Below are 18,245 nucleotides of genomic sequence, written 5' to 3' on the forward strand. Positions count from 1 at the left end.
GGCGCCGGGGGCCGCCGCGGCGGCTGCAGCGGCGGGCGCTGAGCCGGCCGTCGCGCCGATGGCCGCGATCCGGGCCGCGCACGTCGAGCCGGCGGCGGACAAGGGCGAACGGGCGGCGAAGCCGGCGACCGACAAGGTGGCCGACAAACCGGCCGAGCGGCCCGACAAGGCCGCGGAAAAGTCCGCCGAGGCCGCGCCGCGCGCAGCCGACAAGGCGGCCGGCCAGGCAACCGATCCGGCGCCCTCGTCGGCCGACAAGCCCTCCGCCGATTCCGCCGCGCGCACGCCCGCGCGCGCACGCGATGCCGCGGCGCCCGACGCCGATACGCCGCCCGGCGGCGCGAGTCTTGCTGCCGCGCAGGCGCGCGTGGCCGATGCCGACCACTGAATTGCCCAGCGATCGTGCCGCGCGCCGCGCGGCCGTTTCCGAACCTGTCTCCCAAACGATATGAACACTCCCGCTCCTACCGGTTTCCGTTGCGGCATGATCGCGATCGTGGGCCGCCCGAACGTCGGCAAGTCGACGTTGATGAACGCACTCGTCGGCCAGAAGATCAGCATCACGTCGCGCAAGGCGCAGACGACCCGCCACCGCATCACCGGCATCAACACGTTCGACGACGCGCAATTCGTATTCGTCGACACGCCGGGCTTTCAGACCCGTCACAGCACCGCGCTGAACCGTTCGCTGAACCGCGCGGTCACGTCGACGCTGACGTCGGTCGACGTGATCCTGTTCGTGATCGAGGCCGGCCGCTTCGGCCCCGACGACCAGAAGGTGCTCGACCTGATCCCGCCCGGCATGCCGACGCTGCTGATCGCGAACAAGATCGACCGCGTGAACGACAAGGCGTCGCTGTTCCCGTTCATGCAGAAGGTGAGCGAACTGCGCGAATTCACCGAGCTCGTGCCGCTGTCGGCGGAGAAGCCGGAAGACATCAAGCGCCTGCTGGACACGATCAAGCCGTACCTGCCGGAAGGCGAGCCGATCTACGGCGAGGACGAGCTGACCGACCGCAGCTCGCGTTTTCTCGCGGCCGAAATCCTGCGCGAGAAGGTGTTCCGCTGGACCGGCGACGAGCTGCCGTACACGAGCACCGTGCTGATCGACAAGTTCGAGGAGGAGGGGCGCCTGAAGCGCATCTTCGCGACGATCCTCGTCGAGCGCGATTCGCACAAGGCGATGGTGATCGGCAAGAAGGGCGAGAAGCTCAAGCAGATCAGCACCGAGGCGCGGATGGACATGGAAAAGCTGTTCGACGGCCCCGTATACCTCGAGACCTTCGTGAAGGTGAAGAGCGGCTGGGCCGACAACGAGGCGGGGCTGCGTGCCTATGGGTACGAATGACGCGCTGACGTCGACCGAAGACGCGGTGGCGGCCGGCGCGAACGACGCGCCGTTGCCGGCACCGCCCGAACCGCCGCGCAAGGCGCGGCGCGCGACGTCTCGCACGTCCGATTTCCGCGTCGCCGAGCAGCCGGCGTTCGTGCTGCACAGCTATCCGTATCGGGAAACGAGCCTGATCGTCGACGTGCTGACACGTGACCACGGCCGGCTCGCGCTCGTCGCGAAGGGCGCGAAGCGCCCGCACTCCGCGTTGCGCGGCGTGTTGCAGACGTTCCAGCCGCTGCTGCTGTCCTGGTCCGGCAAATCCGAGGTGCGCACGCTGACGGGCGCCGAGTGGGTCGGCGGGATGCTGCCGCTCGGCGGCGACGGCCTGTTGTGCGGTTTCTACGCGAACGAGCTGCTCGTGAAATTCTGCGCGCGCGAGGATCCGCAGCCGCCGCTGTTCAATCATTACGTGCTGACCCTCACGCGTCTCGCGCACGGCGAGCCCGCGGTGCAGGTGCTGCGCTCGTTCGAACGCGTGCTGCTGCGCGAGACCGGCTATGCGATGGCGCTGAACCGCACGGTCGCCCGCCGCGCGGTCGAACCCGAGCGCCGCTACGTGTTCGATCCGGAGCGTGGCGTACGCAATGCGGACGACGACGTGCCGTCGCACTGGCCGGTCATCACCGGCCAGACGTTGCTCGACATGGAGCAGGACGATTACCATCGAGCCCAGACGGTTGCGCAGAGCAAGACGCTGATGCGCTTCCTGCTGAACACCTATCTCGGCGGTACGCCGCTCGCCACGCGTCAGATCCTGATCGACCTGCAAAACCTATGAGCTTCTTCCTGACAACGCCCACCGCCATCGACCTCGGCGTGAACATCGACCACGTCGCGACGCTGCGCAATGCGCGCGGCACGCGCTATCCCGATCCGATCCGCGCGGCGCTCGCCGCCGAAGAGGCGGGCGCGGACGCGATCACGCTGCACCTGCGCGAGGATCGCCGTCACATCGTCGACGCGGACGTGCGCCAGTTGCGCCCGCTGCTGAAGACGCGCATGAACCTCGAATGCGCGGTGACGGCCGAGATGCTCGACATCGCTTGCGAAGTGCGTCCGCACGACGCATGCCTCGTGCCGGAGAAGCGCGAGGAACTGACGACCGAAGGCGGTCTCGACGTGGCCGGCCACTTCGAGGCGGTGCGCGCCGCATGCAAGCAGCTCGCCGACGAGGGCGTGCGCGTGTCGCTGTTCATCGACCCGGACGACACGCAGATCCGCGCTGCGCACGAAGCGGGCGCGCCGGTGATCGAGCTGCATACGGGCCGCTACGCCGAAGCGCACGACGAAGCGGAGCAGCAGCGCGAATACGAGCGTATCGTCGCGGGCGTACAGGCCGGCGCGCAGCTTGGCCTGAAGGTCAATGCGGGCCATGGGCTGCACTACACGAACGTGCAGCAGATCGCCGCGATCGACGGCATCGTCGAGCTGAACATCGGCCACGCGATCGTCGCGCACGCGATCTTCGCGGGCTGGGACAACGCGGTGCGCGAGATGAAGGCGATCATGGTCGCCGCACGCGTCGCCGCGCTGCATGGCGGCGCGCGCTGACGATGCGAGGCCGCCGCGCCCCGCACGCCGTTGGCGACGCGTTTGACCCGGCCTCGCCGGGCCACCCCGGCGGAGACTGACATGGCGATCTACGGCATCGGTACCGACATCGCGCAGGTGAGCCGCGTCGCGGCTGTGCTCGAACGCACGGGCGGCCGGTTTGCCGAGAAGGTGCTCGGCCCCGACGAACTGCGCGTGTTCCACGCCCGGCGCGCCCGCTCCGAGGCGCGCGGCATCGCGTTTCTCGCGACGCGCTTCTCCGCGAAGGAAGCGTTCTCGAAGGCGATCGGGCTCGGCATGCATTGGCCGATGACGTGGCGCGCGCTGCAGACGCTCAATCATCCAAGCGGCGAGCCGTACGTGGTCGCATCCGGCGAGCTGGCTGAATGGCTGGCCGCGCGCGGCATCACGGCACGTGTGACGGTCAGCGACGAACGCGACTACGCGGTGTCGTTCGTGGTCGCCGAAACGGACGCCGCGCCTGGCACTGCACCTGTTTCCCGAACTTCTTCCTGACGGAATTCACGATTCGATGAAAACGACTCCCGGCCCGGTCATGCTCGACGTCGTCGGCACGACCCTGTCGCGCGACGATGCGCGGCGCCTCGCGCATCCGAATACCGGCGGCGTGATCCTGTTCGCGCGGCACTTCCAGAATCGTGCGCAACTGACCGCGCTGACCGATTCGATCCGCGCGGTGCGCGAAGACATCCTGATCGCCGTCGATCACGAAGGCGGGCGCGTGCAGCGGTTCCGCACCGACGGCTTCACGGTGCTGCCCGCGATGCGTCGCCTCGGCGAGCTGTGGGATCGCGACGTGCTGCTCGCGACGAAGGTCGCGACCGCCGTCGGTTACATCCTGGCCGCCGAGCTGCGCGCGTGCGGGATCGACATGAGCTTCACGCCCGTGCTCGATCTCGACTACGGGCACTCGAAGGTGATCGGCGATCGTGCGTTCCATCGCGATCCGCGCGTCGTCACGCTATTGGCGAAGAGCCTGAACCATGGGCTGTCGCTTGCCGGCATGGCGAACTGCGGCAAGCATTTCCCCGGGCACGGCTTCGCGGAGGCCGATTCGCACGTCGCGCTGCCGACCGACGACCGCACGCTCGACGCGATCCTCGAGCAGGACGTCGCGCCGTACGACTGGCTCGGGCTGTCGCTGGCCGCGGTGATCCCGGCGCACGTGATCTACACGCAGGTCGACAAGCGGCCGGCGGGCTTTTCGCGCGTGTGGCTGCAGGACATCCTGCGCGGCAAGCTCGGCTTCACGGGTGCGATCTTCAGCGACGACCTGTCGATGGAGGCTGCCCGCGAAGGCGGCACGCTCACGCAGGCCGCCGACGCCGCACTCGCCGCCGGTTGCGACATGGTGCTCGTCTGCAATCAGCCGGATGCAGCCGAAGTCGTGCTGAACGGACTGAAGGCGCGGGCCTCGGCCGAGTCGGTGCGGCGCATCAAGCGGATGCGTGCGCGCGGCAAGGCGCTCAAGTGGGACAAGCTGATCGCGCAGCCCGAGTATCTGCAGGCACAGGCGCTGTTGAGCAGCGCGCTGGCGTAAGCGGGCAGGGCGGGCGCGGATCGTGTCGTTCCGGTCGCTCCAAACGAAAAGCCGCGCAATCGCGCGGCTTTTTTACGGGTGGCGACAGCCTGATTCGAACAGTCGCCAGCACGGACCTGAACGCAACTAACGGTCAGATCCTGCCAGCGCCCGTATCCAGGGCGCCGTTCGCTCAGTTCACCTTCATCCGCTGCAGCTTGTTGTACAGCGTCTTCGGGCTGATGCCGAGCAGCGTCGCGGCGCGGTGGCGCGTACCGCCGACCGCGTCGAGCGTCGCGCGGATCAGCAGATCCTCGACGTCGGACAGCGGCGTGCCGACCTTGATCTGCACGCTGCTGCCGTTCAGCGCGGCGCCGGCGGAGAAGCTGGCCTCGCCCGCGCGCAGCGTCTCGATGAAGTCGCCCGATGCGTCGTACGCGAAGCGCACGCGCTCCTGCAGCTCGCGCACGTTGCCCGGCCATTCGTACGACAGGCATTCGCGCACGAAGCCCGGCGCCGCGCGCTTGTCGGTCGTGCTGCGGCCGGTTGCGCGCGCTTCGCGGTTCAGTTCGTCGATCTGCGCATCCGCGATCGCGAGTGCGTCGCCGTCGCGCTCGCGCAGCGGGGGCATCGTGATCGATGCCGCATCGAGGCGCAGCCACAGATCCTCTCGCAGTGTGCCGTTTGCCACCGCTTCACGCGCCGGGCGGCGCGTGGCCGCGATCAGCCGGAAATCGCTGGTGATCGAGCTCGTGCCGCCGATCCGCATGAAGTTCTGCGAATCGAGCGCGTGCAGCAGCGCTTCCTGCAGCACGAGCGGCAGTGCGGTGATTTCGTCGAGGAACAGCGTGCCGCCGCCGGCTTGCTCGAACAGGCCCGACTCGCGGCGCTCCGCGCCGTCGAAGGCGCCGCGCTCGTGGCCGAACAGCACGCTGTCGAGCGACGCGCCATGGCGGCCGGCCTGCGCGAGCATCCGGCAGTCGAACGACACGAACGGCCCCTTGCGGCGCCGGCTCAGCTCGTGCAACGTGCGCGCGGCCAGCTTCTTGCCGGTGCCGGCTTCGCCCGAGAACAGCACGGCCGTCTCGGTGCGGGCGTTGTGCTCGATCATGTCGTACACGTGCTGCATCGCGTCGCTGCGGCCGACCAGCGCGCCGAAGCGGCCCAGATGGCGCAGCGATGCCCGCAGCGACTGCACTTCGTCGATCAGTTCGTACGGGCGGGGAATCCGCGCGAGCAGGCTGCGCAGGCGCGGAATGTTGATCGGCTTGAGCAGGTAGTCCCAGATGCCGTGGCGCAAACCCTCGATGGCACTCTCGACCGTCGCGTTGCCCGTCAGCACGATCACGGGCAGCGAGCCGTTCGGCTGTTGCTGCGGCAAGTGCTGGAGCAGGTCGAAGCCGCTGCCGTCCGGCAGGTTCAGGTCGACGAGCACGACGTCGGGAATCGAGCGGCCGAGCGCCGTGCGCGCTTCGGCGAGCGACGTGGCCGTGTCGACCGAGAAGCCGTCTGCGGCGAGCAGCGCGGTGAGGCCTGACAGGCTGTTGGGATCGTCTTCGACAATCAGGGCGTGTGGCATGGTGGACGCGAGTCGAGTCAAGAGAGGCGGGCTGTCGGCCAGCGGGCCGCAGCCGCATGTCGGATTAAAGACTGATTTTATGCCCCGCCGAACGCGTCACGCGCATTATTTCTCCGGCGCTATAAAACAGTTACCGATGATACAAATTGAATATCTTTACCGGTGGATTTTGTGCTGCTTATGGCGCCGGCTTGTGGCAGCTGTTGACGCCAGGCAAACAAAAAGCGCCCCGAAGGGCGCTTTGTTCGATGCGGATATCGCAGACGATTACGCGCGGCTGCGGTATTCGTTCGTGCGCGTATCGATTTCGATCTTGTCGCCGGTGTTGCAGAACAGCGGCACCTGCAGTTCGAAGCCGGTCGCCAGCTTCGCGTTCTTCAGCACCTTGCCCGACGACGTGTCGCCCTTGACGGCCGGTTCCGTGTAGGTGATTTCGCGAACGAGGATCGTCGGCAGTTCGACCGAGATGGCCTTCTCGTTGTAGAACACGACTTCGCAAGCCATGCCGTCTTCGAGGTAGTTCAGCGCTTCGCCCATCATTTCGGCTTCGACTTCGTACTGGTTGTAGTCGGCGTCCATGAACACGTACATCGGGTCGGCGAAGTACGAGTACGTCACTTCCTTGCGGTCGAGCACGACGACGTCGAACTTGTCGTCGGCCTTGTAGACCGATTCCTGACCTGCGTTCGACAGCAGGTTCTTCATCTTCATCTTGACGACGGCGGCGTTACGGCCCGACTTGTTGTATTCCGTCTTTGCGATGACCCAGGCGTCGCTGCCGATCTGCACGACGTTGCCTACGCGGAGTTCCTGTGCGGTTTTCATAAAAACACTGTCCTGATCAAATCAAATAAATAGGTGCCTGAGCGGTGCACAACGGGTGAGGCGCCAAGCAGATGCGTTCCGGTGGGCGCCCAAAGCTCAAACGCGAGCGCTTGCGTGGTCAGCCGTCGGATAACCGCTTATTTTAACTGAGATTTTGCGTATTCCGCCAGCTTTCCGGCGAGATCGCCGACGGCCGCGAGCGCGTCGGCCCAGCGGATCGCATTGGCGTCCAGCGCGGCGCGGTGTTGCCAGAAATCGGCCCAGTCGGGCGTGCCGGCGCCGTTCCACGCATGCCAGAACCGCTCGAGCGCCGCGCGCGGCGCATCGGGGAGGCCGGCCGACAGGTGCGCGAGCGCGGCATCGAGCTTCGGCAGGTGCACGTCGTCGGCCTGCGGGTAGATGTGCCACACGAACGGCTTGCGCGCCCATTGCGCGCGGACGAACGAATCCTCGCCGCGCACGAAGTTGAGGTCGGCGACCCACAGCAGCGCGTCGTAGTCGGGCTGCGGAACGAACGCGAGCCCGTGGGCGGTCAGGTTGCCGCTGCGCGCATGCGCGCCCGCCGCGAATGATTCGACCCCGAAAAAGCGCGCGATGGCCGGCGACACGCGCCCGGCGGGTACGAGCGCGATGACCGGCGACGGGCCGTCGCGCCACTGCGCGAGCAGCGCGTCGACGGCCGGGTTCTCGTAGGCGAACAGGCTGACGACCGTCGCGCCGGGCGCCGGCGGCGCGCCGCCGGTCGCGTGCCGCCACCACGCGGCGCGCGCTGCCGGGTCGGCGTCGAAGGCCGCGCGGCGTGCGTCGAGGTCGCGCTCCTTCGGCACGCCGCCGGTGCCGGCCGACAGGCCCGGAAAGAAGAACGTCTTCAGCAGCGGGTAGCGCGGATGCGGCGACGGCCGCAAATGGAAATCGGCGACCCAGTCCTCGGCGCTCAGGTATTCGAGGTTGATCCACACGGGGCGGCGCGCGCGTCGCGCCATCGCCTCGAGATACGGGCCGGGCAGCTCGCACGCGAACGCCTCGATCACGACATCGGCGATGTCCAGCGCGTCGCCGACTTCCGCATGCCAGTGCTCGATCACGATCGCGTCGACCGTCTGCCGGGTCGCGTCGGGGTCGACTTCCGGCAGCAGGCGCGCGAACGTGTGCAGGTCGTCGACGAACAGGCGAACCTGCCAGCCGTGCTCGTGCGCGAGCTGACGCGCGACGCGCCAGCACACGCCGATGTCGCCGAAATTGTCGATCACCGTGCAGAACAGGTCGCAGGCGATCGGTTCGCCCGGCGCGAGCGGCGCGGAAGAGAGTGGGGCAGCGGTGGTGCGTGGCATCGAAGCGGGCCGGTGAATGCTCTAAACTGGCGATTCTAATGGACCCGTTCCGCGTTACAAGGCGCCCGGATCACGCATGACATCCCCAGAAGCTTCCGATACTCCGTTCGAACCGAAGAAGATCCTTGCGCAGTTGCCGCACATGCCGGGTGTCTATCGCTATTACGACACGGCGGGCGCCGTCCTCTACGTCGGCAAGGCGCGCGACCTGAAAAAGCGCGTGTCGAGCTATTTCACGAAGACGCAACTGTCGCCGCGCATCGCGATGATGGTCACGCGCATCGCGCGCATCGAAACGACCGTCACGCGCTCGGAAGCCGAAGCGCTGCTGCTCGAGAACAACCTGATCAAGGCGCTCGCGCCGCGTTACAACATCCTGTTTCGCGACGACAAATCGTATCCGTACCTGAAGCTGACCGCGCACCGCTTTCCGCGGATGGCCTACTACCGCGGCTCAGTCGACAAGCAGAACCAGTATTTCGGGCCGTTCCCGAGTGCGTGGGCCGTGCGCGAGAGCATCCAGATCCTGCAGCGCGTGTTCCAGTTGCGCACCTGCGAGGATTCGGTCTTCAACAACCGCACGCGGCCGTGCCTGTTGCACCAGATCGGGCGGTGCACGGCGCCGTGCGTCGGCGCGATCTCCGACGAGGATTACGCGGTCGACGTGTCGAACGCCGCACGGTTCCTGCTCGGCCGGCAGTCCGAAGTGATGAAGGAGCTCGAGCAGAAGATGCACGCGTTCGCGGCTGAACTGAAATTCGAGCAGGCGGCGGCCGTGCGCAACCAGATGAGCTCGCTCGCGACGGTGCTGCACCAGCAGGCGATCGAGGTCGGCAGCGACAGCGACGTCGATGTCCTGGCCGTCGTCGCGCAGGGCGGGCGCGTGTGCGTGAACCTCGCGATGGTGCGCGGCGGCCGGCACCTCGGCGACAAGGCCTATTTCCCGACGCACGTCGAAAGCGCGCTGACGCTCGCCGAGGGCGGTCTCGGCGAAGACGCCGAGCCGGCGGAGGCGGTCGATGCGACGGCCGACGCGGTGCCCGATCTGCCCGCGGAAGAGGCCGGCAGCGCGCGCGGCACGGCGGCCGCGGCGTCGGTCGAGGCCGAGGTGCTCGACGCGTTCATCGCGCAGCACTATCTCGGCAATCGCGTGCCGCCCGTGCTCGTCGTCAGCCATGCACCGGCGAGCCGCGACCTGCTGGAGCTGCTGTCCGAGCAGGCCGGCCACAAGGTGTCGCTGGTGCGGCAGCCGCAGGGGCAGCGGCGCGCGTGGCTGTCGATGGCCGAGCAGAACGCGCGCCTCGCGCTCGCGCGGCTGCTGTCCGAGCAGGGCTCGCAGCAGGCGCGTACGCGCGCGCTGGCGGACGCGCTCAGCTACGACAGCGACGATCTCGCGACACTGCGGATCGAATGCTTCGACATCAGCCATACGATGGGCGAGGCGACGCAGGCGTCGTGCGTCGTCTATCACCATCACAAGATGCAGTCGGGCGAATACCGCCGCTACAACATCACGGGCATCACGCCGGGCGACGATTACGCGGCGATGCGGCAGGTGCTCACGCGCCGCTACGAGAAGATGGTCGAGCAGGCCGCGCAGGCGGCGGCCGTCGACGAAGCGGCCGGCATCGACGGCGAGTCGACGCGCCAGGCCGAGGCGTCGAGCCTGCTGCCGAACATCGTGCTGATCGACGGCGGCAAGGGCCAGGTCGAGATCGCGCGGCAGGTATTCACCGAGCTCGGCCTCGATACGTCGATGCTGGTCGGCGTCGCGAAAGGCGAGGGGCGCAAGGTCGGCCTCGAAACGCTGGTGTTTGCGGACGGCCGCACGCCGCTCGAACTCGGCAAGGAGAGCGCCGCGCTGATGCTCGTCGCGCAGATCCGCGACGAGGCGCACCGTTTCGCGATCACCGGCATGCGGGCGAAGCGGGCGAAGGCGCGCCAGACGTCGCGACTCGAGGAACTCGAGGGCGTCGGCGCGAAGCGCCGGCAGCGGCTGCTCGCGCGCTTCGGCGGGTTGCGCGGCGTGGTGGCCGCGAGTGTCGAGGAACTGGCGAGCGTCGAGGGCATTTCGCACGCGCTCGCCGAGCAGATCTACAAGCAGCTTCACTGACGCGGCCGTGCGGCCGGCGGCGTTGCCAGCGTTCTTGTGGCAGGCCGGTCGACACGGCACAATTGCGAATCCTTTACTGTCCCGCATGCCATGCCGTTCAATTTCCCGATTTTCCTGACGTGGGTACGGATCGTGCTGATTCCGCTCGTCGTCGGCGTGTTCTATCTGCCGGACACGGTGATGGGCGGCGCGCACCGCAATCTCGCGGCGGCGGCGATCTTCATCCTCGCCGCGCTGACCGACTGGTTCGACGGCTTCCTCGCCCGCAAGTGGAACCAGACGTCGTCGTTCGGCGCGTTCCTCGACCCGGTCGCGGACAAGCTGATGGTGACGGCCGCGCTGCTGATCCTCGTGCAGATTTCGCGGGTCGACGCGGCGATCGCGCTGGTGATCGTCGGTCGCGAGATCGCGATTTCGGCGCTGCGCGAGTGGATGGCCCAGATCGGCGCGTCGAAGAGCGTGGCGGTGAACCAGCTCGGCAAGTTCAAGACCGCGTGCCAGATGGTCGCGATTCCGATGCTGCTGTTCTACGGGCCGCTACCGCTGGGGATCGTGACGATCGACACGCGCGTGTGGGGCGAGTGGCTGATGTATCTGGCCGCGGTGTTGACCATCTGGTCGATGCTGTACTACGTGAAACTCGCATGGCCGCAGATTCGCGAGCGTGGCGGCGCCTGACCCGCATCGCCTGTGCGGCGGCGGTTTTTGTAAAAAGGGCTGGAAAAGCCCTTGACACACGAATGTGCCTTCGACATAATCTCGCTTCTCCGCTGCACGACGAAGTAAGTGTGTGACGGGGAAGCAGGAGCGTAGCAATACGCGGGAGTAGCTCAGTTGGTAGAGCGCAACCTTGCCAAGGTTGAGGTCGCGAGTTCGAGACTCGTCTCCCGCTCCAGATTTTTTCTGGCAGCGCGTGGTACGGCAAAGCGCTGCAGGTGCAGGACAATGCGGGAGTAGCTCAGTTGGTAGAGCGCAACCTTGCCAAGGTTGAGGTCGCGAGTTCGAGACTCGTCTCCCGCTCCAGATTTTTCTGGCAGCGTGTAGTACGGCGAAGCGCTGCAGATGCAGGACAATGCGGGAGTAGCTCAGTTGGTAGAGCGCAACCTTGCCAAGGTTGAGGTCGCGAGTTCGAGACTCGTCTCCCGCTCCAAGTAATGGGGAAGCCACGCTTCCCTTTTTATTTGATGGACCTCCGGTCCTCGAATGAAAATCTGTCGCTTGCCTCACGGCATCCGGACAGTCCGCTTTTGGCGCGATAGCAAAGCGGTTATGCAGCGGCCTGCAAAGCCGTTTAGGCCGGTTCGACTCCGGCTCGCGCCTCCAGAAAAAGCCCCGCTTCGGCGGGGCTTTTCTTTTTTCTGCGTCGCTTTCCCCCGTGGACGAAGAGGTCGCGCCGTGGGCACCCTCTGGGAGGGCACCGCGGGTGCGTTCGTCGCGCCCAGCTGACACGGCGTGGCGCGGTGGCTCTGGCCGGTCGAATCCCGGCGAGATCGCGACCGGGTTGCCCGACGCACGGGCCGACTGATGCGGCGGACTCGATCATCTGGCGCCAAAGCATCGCGGACATTCTGAGCATGCGCGCGGAAAGGTTGCTGAACGAAACGGGCTGATCATCTTCAGGGATGACGCCGCACAGCCCGTGGGGCAGTTCCACCGAGGATGCCGGCAGGGACTATCGTCGCGGCATCCTCGCTCGCCCGTCAGCAGAAACTGGCGGGATCTTGATCGGCGTGCGGATCGTGGCGCGCCTCACATATTCTCCCGGAAGCGCGGTTTCCTCATGTAATTTAATCATTTCGGAGGAGGGCGCGGCCGGTAGCGGGTTGTCGGCGCGTCAGGTTCGATAGACTCCAGCCGTTTTCGGTTGCGGTCAGTTTGGTGCAGCACATGTCAATGCGCCAGACCGAGACTTTGTATGCGAAATCACGTCCGACCCGGATGTGCACAATTTGCAGCGAGGAGATCCATGCAACACCGGACGGCAGCCCCTTATTTCGTTGTGGCAGTCGGTATCGTGATCGCGAGCGCGCTGATGGGCCTGTGCGTGCTACAGCTATTCCAAAGCCGTCACGACGCCCTGGAGCGGGCCAGCGAAACCTCGCGCAATCTCGGCCTGATGGCCGAGCGCGACATCGAGCGCAACCTCGAACTCTACGATCTGTCCTTGCAGGCGCTGATCCATGGCCTGCAGCGGCCTGACGTGATGGCTGCGGCGCCCGCGCTGCGGCGGGAAGCGCTGTTCGATCATGCAATGACGGCGCAATTCATCGGTTCGCAACTGGTGCTCGATGCCGACGGGAATATCATTCTGGATTCGGCCAACGACGTGCCGCGCAAGGGCAATTTCGCCGATCGCAGATACTTCACGATCCACCGCGACAATCCGAACGTGGGGCTTTACGTCAGCGATCCATTCGTGTCGCGCTTGCGCGCCGGTATGCTCAGCATTGCGCTGTCGCGGCGCATATCGAATCCGGATGGTTCGTTTGCCGGTATCGCGCTGATCGCCATCAACCTTGAATATTTCCACAAGCTGTTCGCAGGGTTGTCATTGGGACAACACGGCTCGATATCGCTGATCGGCAAGGACGGCATCATGGTCATGCGGCAGCCGTACGACGTCCGGACCATCGGTCGCGATATCGGCAAAGCGGCAACCTTCCAGCGCTTCCGGAGCGCGCCCGAGGGTTCATTCTCGGAAACGGCATCGATCGACGGCGTGCGCCGTCTCTACTACTTCAAGAATTTGCCGACGCTGCCTCTGATCATCATGGTCGCAGAGGCGGAGCAGGATATTTATGCTGCGTGGCGACGTCGTGCGGAGACGATCGGCCTGCTGGTTGCGACGTTCGGCGCAGCGTTCATTGCGCTATCCGTGTTTCTCGGTGTGCAACTGCGGCGTCGGATGCGCGCGGAATCCGAGCTTGAGTTGCTGGCACGCACCGACGGGCTCACCGGTCTTAACAATCGCCGCAGTTTTGGGGAAGTTCTGGACCGGGAGTGGCGCCGTGCGCGACGAGCCCATTCCGTTTTTTCATTGCTGTTTGTCGATGTCGATCGTTTCAAAGCCTACAACGACACCTATGGTCACCAGGCGGGGGATGATGCGCTGGCTGCAGTCGCGCGCTGCATCGGCGAAAACATTCGCCGACCGACCGATACGGCGGCTCGCTACGGCGGAGAGGAATTCGTCGTGTTGCTCCCTGACACGCCACCGACGGGGGCAGCCCAGACTGCTGAACGAATACGCGCGGCGATCAACGAACTGGCGCTTGAGCACGCCGGAAGCGAATACGGGCGTGTGACTGCCAGCATCGGGTTGGCGAGTTGGACACCGGATCAGGACGGCGATCCCGGTGCGGTCATCAAGGCGGCCGACGAGGCGTTGTATTACGCGAAGGCAGCCGGTCGGAACAAGGTTTCCGCTTTCCAGTCGTCGATTTGACGGTGATTGGGCCCGAGCAGGAGTCTCAACGTTACTTTGGGCTCGGGTATGTCGGTGCGTCTACGTAGACGCACGATTCCATGACGAATCGTTGCGCGCGAAATTCGGTCGGAAGCCATGTCGAACGGGAACGAGCGATGCTGCTGCTTGCCGGCATCTTTGAATCGTCTTTCCGGAGATCGATATGACTTCAGATGCGAATGAGCGGGGCACACGCGGATCGCCACGAAATTTCTTGACATGTCGCACCGGCGAACTCGACGTGGCCTACGAAGTATCTGGCCCGCTTGACGGACCGCCGCTGGTCCTTGTCCACGGATGGCCCGACGATGTTCAGTGCTGGGACAAGACTATCCTGGACCTCGGATCGAGTGGCCAGCAGTTCCGAATCTACGCGCCCTATCTGCGTGGATCGGGACCGACACGCTTCTTGAATGGCGACACGATGCGCAGCGGCGCAATTGCAGCGCTGACCCTTGATTTGTCGCAGTTCGTGGAAGCGCTGGATTTGACGAACGTCCTCCTCGCCGGGTACGACTGGGGAGCGCGCGCGGCGTACGGCGTCGCGGCGCTGTTTCCCGAAAGAATAAACGGTATGGTTACCGCCGCGGCGGGCTATGCCACCGCGATGCCGGCCAACGAAATGCCCTATGAACTGGCCAACGCGTATTGGTACGAGTGGTATGTCGCGACGACGTATGGAATGAAGGCCTATCGAGAGGATCGCGAACGGTTGTGCAGATACTTGTGGCACAGCTGGTCGCCCGCTTGGCCCGACAGGGAGAGCGACTTTCAAGCCATGATCGGCTCTCTCGACAATCCCGACTGGGCCGACATCAGCCTTCATGCTTACCGACAGCGCTGGCATGATGCGCCGGGCGCAGGTCAGCACGAGCAGATAGAACGACAATTGGCGGCTTCGCCGATGATCCCTGTCGACACCATCATGCTCCAGGGTGCGGAAGATCGTGACAATTTGCCCGTCACGTCTGAAAACAAGGAGCGGTACTTTTCCGGGCACTATGAACGCCGCCTGCTGCATGGAATAGGACACTTCGTCCCGCGCGAGGCGCCAGATGTCTTTGCGGAGGCCATACGCGCGATTGCCGGGCGGTGAGCTCATGATCCTGCGGCCTGACGACCGGAAGAGAGGTTTCCTGCATCACCTGAAGCCGTCGCGCACGGCGCACGCGACGTGTCGCAAGCCATCATCACCCATCCACCGGCTGCGCCGGCGTCTCGAGCTTCAACTGATAGAACGCCGCATCGAGCCAGCGGCCGAACTTGAAGCCCGCCTCCGCGATCGTGCCCGCGTGCACGAACCCCAGTTTCGTATGCAGCGCGATGCTGCCGGCATTGGTCGCGTCGATGCAGCCGACCAGCACGTGCACCTGCGCTTCGCGCGCCCGCCGGATCACTTCGCGCAGCAGCCGTTCGCCGAGCCCGCGACCGCGCTGGTCGTTGCGCACGTAGACGCTGTGTTCGACCGTGTACTTGAACGCCGGAAACGCGCGGAACGTACCCCAGCTCGCGAAGCCGAGCAGTTCGCCCGCTGCGTCGACGGCGCCGAAAACCGGGAAGCCGCCCGCGCGTTTCGTCGCGAACCACGTGACCATCGCTTCCGGCGGGCGCGGTCGATAGTCGTACAGCGCGGTCGAGTTCACGATCGCGTCGTTCAGGATCTCGAGGATGGCCGCCGCGTGTTCGGCCTCGCTGCAATCGATCAGGCGCACGTCGTCGCGCTGCGTCGGGGAATTCATACGGGTTCCTTCCTGTTGGCTCTGAATCGGTTCCACACACGATGCGCGCGTCACGTGCTCCGCACGCCAGCGGCGGAGGCATCGCAGATCGCGACGACATAGCGCGCGGCATGCGACGACGGATTGCTGAAGATCAGTGGCTGGTCGAGCCGCATGGCCAGACAGTCGCCTTCGTGAAGTTCGTGCAGCACGTCGCCGAACGTGACGTCGACGCGGCCGCTGATGATCCACACCTGCTGATGCAGCGCGCTTTCGCGCCCGCCGCTGTCGTACGCGACGCGCGCGCCGGGCGGGAAATCGACCTCGACGAGCTGGATCGGCGACGGCCAGCCGGCCGGCGACAGGTTGCGGCGCACATAGCCGGATGCCGGGTCGCGCCATTCGGCCTGCTGCGCGCGCCGTGCGAGCGGCTGGGCGGGCGCGTCGTCCCGGTCGCCGCCGAACAGTCCGGCCAGCGACACGCCGAGGCCGGCCGCGAGCTTGTCGAGCACGACGGCCGTCGGGCTGGCCGACGCGCGTTCGATGAGCGAGATCATCGAACGGCTGACGCCGGAACGCGCTGCCAGCGTGTCGAGCGTGTAGCCTCGAACGGCGCGCAGGTCGCGCACGCGCCGGGCAATGCGCTCATTGATGCCCGTATCGTCGGCCGCGGTGATCGCTGATTCTTTCATAATGGATTTATTGTCCAGCAAGCTGGAATTCGATGTCAACGGTATTTCCCGCAGCGGGGCGGCGGGAGGCGAGACACGAACGGCTTGCCCGGTCGTCTTGCGCAGCGTAATATACGAAATAGCTACGTTTCGTTTAATTGGGGATATATGGGTATCATCAAGATTTCCGAGCATATGCATGAGCGGCTGCGCTCGACGAGCACGGCGTTGAGCCGTTCGATCAACGCGCAGGCCGAACACTGGCTGCGTGTCGGGATGCTGGCGGAACTCAACCCGGCGCTGTCCTACGGCGACATCTGCAAGATGTTGATCGAGGCCGAGGCGCGGGGCGGCGACGTGGGGCCGGCAGAGACGGCCGCGCACGGCATCGAGCAGGTGGCGTGATGGCGAAACGCGAAATTCCGATCCGCGGTGCCGCGGAAATCGCCAAGTCGCGCGAAGCCGCGAAGCTCGCGTCGCAGGTGCTGACGATGATCACCGAGTACGTGAAGCCGGGCGTCACCACCGACGAGCTGGACGCACGCTGCCGCGAATACATCATCGACGAATTGGGCGCGATTCCCGCGAACATCGGCTACCACGGCTATCCGAAGACGCTGTGCACGTCGGTCAACCACGTGGTCTGTCACGGCATTCCGACGTCGCGGCCGATGCGCGACGGCGACATCGTGAACCTCGACATCGCGGTGATCAAGGACGGCTGGTTCGGCGATACGAGCCGCATGTATTTCGTCGGCGAACCGAACGAACTCGCGCGGCGGCTCGTCGCGGCGACCTACGAGGCAATGCACGCCGGCATTCGCGCGGTGCGTCCCGGCGCGACGCTCGGCGACGTCGGTTATGCGATCCAGCAGGTCGCCCATCGTGAAGGGTTCAGCGTGGTGCGCGAGTATTGCGGGCACGGCATCGGCGACGTCTATCACGACGAGCCGCAGGTGCTGCATTACGGTCGCCCGGGCACCGGCCTGCCGCTGCGGCCGGGGATGATCTTCACGATCGAGCCGATGCTCAACGCGGGCAAGCGCGACACCCACGTGCTGGCCGACGGCTGGACGGTCGTCACGAAGGACCATTCGCTGTCCGCGCAATGGGAGCACATGGTCGTCGTGACGGAAACGGGTTTCGAGGTGCTCACCGAGGACGCGAAGCCGCAGGCGTTCTCGGCGCTTCCGGGCACGCACGCTGCCTGACACTGGCAGGGTGCGCCGCGCACGGCGGCGTAGCGTTGCAATGGAAGCGTTGCAATGAAACGGGCCCCTTCGCGGGGCCCGTGTCGTTCACGGCGGCCGGCGCCGCGCCGCCGCGGCGCTTAACCGCGCGCCTTCTCCCAAGCGTGTTCGACGAACACGCGACAGAGTGCTTCCATCCCTTGGCGGTCTTCGTCGTCGAAGCGCGCGGCGACCGGGCTGTCGACGTCCCACACGCCGATCAGCGTGCCGTCGCCGGCGACCAGCGGCACGACGATTTCCGATTCGGACGCCGCATCGCATGCGATATGGCCGGGGAAGTCGTGCACGTCGCGCACGACCTGCGTCTCGCGGGTCTGCGCGGCCGTGCCGCACACGCCCTTGCCGAGCGCGATCCGCACGCACGCGGGCTTGCCCTGGAACGGTCCGACCACGAGCTCGGTGCCGTCGAAGAAGTAGAAGCCGGCCCAGTTCAGGCGATCGAGCGAGTGATAGACGAGCGCGGAGAAATTCGCCGCATTCGCGGTCAGGTCGCGTTCGGATTCGACGAGCGCGCGCGCCTGCTCGACGAGCGTCGCGTATTGATCGGCCTTGGAGGCGGTAGGGTCGTTGGACAGCGTGAACATGGCGGAAAGCGATAGGGGTTGTGAAATGCGCACTCGCGCGTACCGCAGTCTACGGCACCCGCGCGCGCTCTGCAGCGTGTGGTCGTGCGTGACGCGGCGCGCTTGTATGTTCAGTACTGACCAGTACGGTAAAGTCTGGTGGTAGCCAGACGAGACCGTGCAGTTTGCCCCGCGCTTGGGTGTTGGAGCCCGTGACTGAGTACAAAACGCACGGTTGCCGTGCT

The 18,245-nt window shown here is 65.8% G+C and carries 17 protein-coding genes, 4 tRNA genes and 1 pseudogene; 16 read left to right on the top strand and 6 right to left on the bottom strand.

What is annotated here, in order from left to right; all coding sequences use genetic code 11:
* The 6 genes and pseudogenes from MMB92_RS32950 to nagZ form a co-directional block, all read left to right on the top strand.
* A pseudogene (locus MMB92_RS32950) lies at positions 1-388 on the top strand (ribonuclease III); the annotation flags it as partial.
* 60 nt (positions 389-448) lie between these two features.
* Complete coding sequence (gene era, locus MMB92_RS32955) at positions 449-1,348, top strand: GTPase Era (RefSeq protein ID WP_277563207.1); 900 nt, start codon at positions 449-451, stop codon at positions 1,346-1,348.
* The gene (gene recO / locus MMB92_RS32960; protein WP_006497720.1) at positions 1,335-2,171 is read left to right on the top strand and encodes a DNA repair protein RecO; all 837 of its coding nucleotides are present in this window, start codon (positions 1,335-1,337) and stop codon (positions 2,169-2,171) included. Before era ends, recO begins: the two co-directional genes overlap by 14 nt.
* Positions 2,168-2,944 carry a pyridoxine 5'-phosphate synthase gene (pdxJ, locus tag MMB92_RS32965; protein ID WP_006485609.1) on the top strand — a complete coding sequence of 259 codons (777 nt, stop codon included), beginning with the start codon at positions 2,168-2,170 and terminating at the stop codon, positions 2,942-2,944. Before recO ends, pdxJ begins: the two co-directional genes overlap by 4 nt.
* An 81-nt stretch (positions 2,945-3,025) precedes the next feature.
* Positions 3,026-3,460 carry a holo-ACP synthase gene (gene acpS, locus MMB92_RS32970; RefSeq protein ID WP_006485603.1) on the top strand — a complete coding sequence of 145 codons (435 nt, stop codon included), beginning with the start codon at positions 3,026-3,028 and terminating at the stop codon, positions 3,458-3,460.
* A 16-nt stretch (positions 3,461-3,476) separates the two neighbouring features.
* Positions 3,477-4,505, top strand: coding sequence for a beta-N-acetylhexosaminidase (gene nagZ, locus MMB92_RS32975; protein WP_006485604.1), 1,029 nt, complete (start codon positions 3,477-3,479; stop codon positions 4,503-4,505).
* A gap of 172 nt (positions 4,506-4,677) precedes the next feature.
* Here nagZ and MMB92_RS32980 read toward each other — a convergent pair whose 3' ends face one another.
* From MMB92_RS32980 to earP, 3 genes are all read right to left on the bottom strand, one after another.
* On the bottom strand, positions 4,678-6,063 hold the full coding sequence (locus MMB92_RS32980; protein WP_006497719.1) for a sigma-54 dependent transcriptional regulator: 1,386 nt from the start codon (positions 6,061-6,063) through the stop codon (positions 4,678-4,680).
* Positions 6,064-6,330: 267 nt separating this feature from the next.
* Positions 6,331-6,888, bottom strand: a complete 558-nt coding sequence (efp, locus tag MMB92_RS32985) for an elongation factor P (RefSeq protein WP_006485608.1) — start codon at positions 6,886-6,888, stop codon at positions 6,331-6,333.
* A 137-nt stretch (positions 6,889-7,025) separates the two neighbouring features.
* Positions 7,026-8,219 (bottom strand): elongation factor P maturation arginine rhamnosyltransferase EarP, encoded by a 1,194-nt coding sequence (gene earP / locus MMB92_RS32990; protein ID WP_277563208.1) that lies wholly within the window; start codon positions 8,217-8,219, stop codon positions 7,026-7,028.
* Between the two features lie 76 nt (positions 8,220-8,295).
* Between earP and uvrC the strand changes: the two genes are divergently transcribed.
* From uvrC to MMB92_RS33030, 8 genes are all read left to right on the top strand, one after another.
* Positions 8,296-10,332 (top strand): excinuclease ABC subunit UvrC, encoded by a 2,037-nt coding sequence (gene uvrC / locus MMB92_RS32995; protein WP_077189690.1) that lies wholly within the window; start codon positions 8,296-8,298, stop codon positions 10,330-10,332.
* A 90-nt stretch (positions 10,333-10,422) separates the two neighbouring features.
* Positions 10,423-11,010 (top strand): CDP-diacylglycerol--glycerol-3-phosphate 3-phosphatidyltransferase, encoded by a 588-nt coding sequence (gene pgsA, locus MMB92_RS33000; protein WP_277563209.1) that lies wholly within the window; start codon positions 10,423-10,425, stop codon positions 11,008-11,010.
* A gap of 141 nt (positions 11,011-11,151) precedes the next feature.
* Positions 11,152-11,227 (top strand) — tRNA-Gly (locus tag MMB92_RS33005).
* Positions 11,228-11,279: 52 nt separating this feature from the next.
* A tRNA-Gly gene (locus MMB92_RS33010) sits at positions 11,280-11,355 on the top strand.
* Positions 11,356-11,406: 51 nt separating this feature from the next.
* Positions 11,407-11,482 (top strand) — tRNA-Gly (locus MMB92_RS33015).
* 99 nt (positions 11,483-11,581) lie between these two features.
* Positions 11,582-11,655: transfer RNA gene (locus MMB92_RS33020), tRNA-Cys, on the top strand.
* Between the two features lie 643 nt (positions 11,656-12,298).
* On the top strand, positions 12,299-13,777 hold the full coding sequence (locus tag MMB92_RS33025; RefSeq protein WP_212191278.1) for a sensor domain-containing diguanylate cyclase: 1,479 nt from the start codon (positions 12,299-12,301) through the stop codon (positions 13,775-13,777).
* Between the two features lie 184 nt (positions 13,778-13,961).
* Positions 13,962-14,894, top strand: coding sequence for an alpha/beta hydrolase (locus MMB92_RS33030; RefSeq protein WP_048989498.1), 933 nt, complete (start codon positions 13,962-13,964; stop codon positions 14,892-14,894).
* A 94-nt stretch (positions 14,895-14,988) separates the two neighbouring features.
* On the opposite strand, the gene MMB92_RS33035 is transcribed toward MMB92_RS33030, so the two are convergent.
* Together MMB92_RS33035 and MMB92_RS33040 are read right to left on the bottom strand one after the other, a co-directional pair.
* On the bottom strand, positions 14,989-15,537 hold the full coding sequence (locus MMB92_RS33035) for a GNAT family N-acetyltransferase (protein ID WP_006497713.1): 549 nt from the start codon (positions 15,535-15,537) through the stop codon (positions 14,989-14,991).
* 50 nt (positions 15,538-15,587) lie between these two features.
* Positions 15,588-16,208: a helix-turn-helix domain-containing protein gene (locus MMB92_RS33040; RefSeq protein ID WP_034200822.1), complete on the bottom strand. Its 621-nt coding sequence runs from the start codon at positions 16,206-16,208 to the stop codon at positions 15,588-15,590.
* 147 nt (positions 16,209-16,355) lie between these two features.
* Between MMB92_RS33040 and MMB92_RS33045 the strand changes: the two genes are divergently transcribed.
* Both MMB92_RS33045 and map read left to right on the top strand, forming a co-directional pair.
* A complete protein-coding gene (locus tag MMB92_RS33045; RefSeq protein ID WP_006482191.1) occupies positions 16,356-16,592 on the top strand; it encodes a ParD-like family protein in 237 nt (78 codons plus the stop codon).
* Positions 16,592-17,398, top strand: coding sequence for a type I methionyl aminopeptidase (gene map / locus MMB92_RS33050; protein ID WP_006482199.1), 807 nt, complete (start codon positions 16,592-16,594; stop codon positions 17,396-17,398). Before MMB92_RS33045 ends, map begins: the two co-directional genes overlap by 1 nt.
* A gap of 119 nt (positions 17,399-17,517) precedes the next feature.
* Here map and MMB92_RS33055 read toward each other — a convergent pair whose 3' ends face one another.
* Positions 17,518-18,021, bottom strand: a complete 504-nt coding sequence (locus MMB92_RS33055; RefSeq protein WP_006482190.1) for a GAF domain-containing protein — start codon at positions 18,019-18,021, stop codon at positions 17,518-17,520.
* Positions 18,022-18,245: the final 224 nt, after the last annotated feature.

This window comes from Burkholderia sp. IO2 (assembly GCF_029522185.1).
Classification (GTDB): domain Bacteria; phylum Pseudomonadota; class Gammaproteobacteria; order Burkholderiales; family Burkholderiaceae; genus Burkholderia; species Burkholderia cenocepacia.

Coding starts and splice junctions, on each gene's coding strand:
- MMB92_RS33055 (WP_006482190.1), bottom strand. CDS start 18,021: ATGTTCACGCTGTCCAACGACCCTACCGCCTCCAAGGCCGATCAATAC.
- pgsA (WP_277563209.1), top strand. CDS start 10,423: ATGCCGTTCAATTTCCCGATTTTCCTGACGTGGGTACGGATCGTGCTG.
- recO (WP_006497720.1), top strand. CDS start 1,335: ATGGGTACGAATGACGCGCTGACGTCGACCGAAGACGCGGTGGCGGCC.
- MMB92_RS33030 (WP_048989498.1), top strand. CDS start 13,962: ATGACTTCAGATGCGAATGAGCGGGGCACACGCGGATCGCCACGAAAT.
- MMB92_RS33045 (WP_006482191.1), top strand. CDS start 16,356: ATGGGTATCATCAAGATTTCCGAGCATATGCATGAGCGGCTGCGCTCG.
- nagZ (WP_006485604.1), top strand. CDS start 3,477: ATGAAAACGACTCCCGGCCCGGTCATGCTCGACGTCGTCGGCACGACC.
- MMB92_RS33035 (WP_006497713.1), bottom strand. CDS start 15,537: ATGAATTCCCCGACGCAGCGCGACGACGTGCGCCTGATCGATTGCAGC.
- era (WP_277563207.1), top strand. CDS start 449: ATGAACACTCCCGCTCCTACCGGTTTCCGTTGCGGCATGATCGCGATC.
- MMB92_RS33040 (WP_034200822.1), bottom strand. CDS start 16,208: ATGAAAGAATCAGCGATCACCGCGGCCGACGATACGGGCATCAATGAG.
- earP (WP_277563208.1), bottom strand. CDS start 8,219: ATGCCACGCACCACCGCTGCCCCACTCTCTTCCGCGCCGCTCGCGCCG.
- acpS (WP_006485603.1), top strand. CDS start 3,026: ATGGCGATCTACGGCATCGGTACCGACATCGCGCAGGTGAGCCGCGTC.
- pdxJ (WP_006485609.1), top strand. CDS start 2,168: ATGAGCTTCTTCCTGACAACGCCCACCGCCATCGACCTCGGCGTGAAC.
- efp (WP_006485608.1), bottom strand. CDS start 6,888: ATGAAAACCGCACAGGAACTCCGCGTAGGCAACGTCGTGCAGATCGGC.
- uvrC (WP_077189690.1), top strand. CDS start 8,296: ATGACATCCCCAGAAGCTTCCGATACTCCGTTCGAACCGAAGAAGATC.
- MMB92_RS32980 (WP_006497719.1), bottom strand. CDS start 6,063: ATGCCACACGCCCTGATTGTCGAAGACGATCCCAACAGCCTGTCAGGC.
- map (WP_006482199.1), top strand. CDS start 16,592: ATGGCGAAACGCGAAATTCCGATCCGCGGTGCCGCGGAAATCGCCAAG.
- MMB92_RS33025 (WP_212191278.1), top strand. CDS start 12,299: ATGCAACACCGGACGGCAGCCCCTTATTTCGTTGTGGCAGTCGGTATC.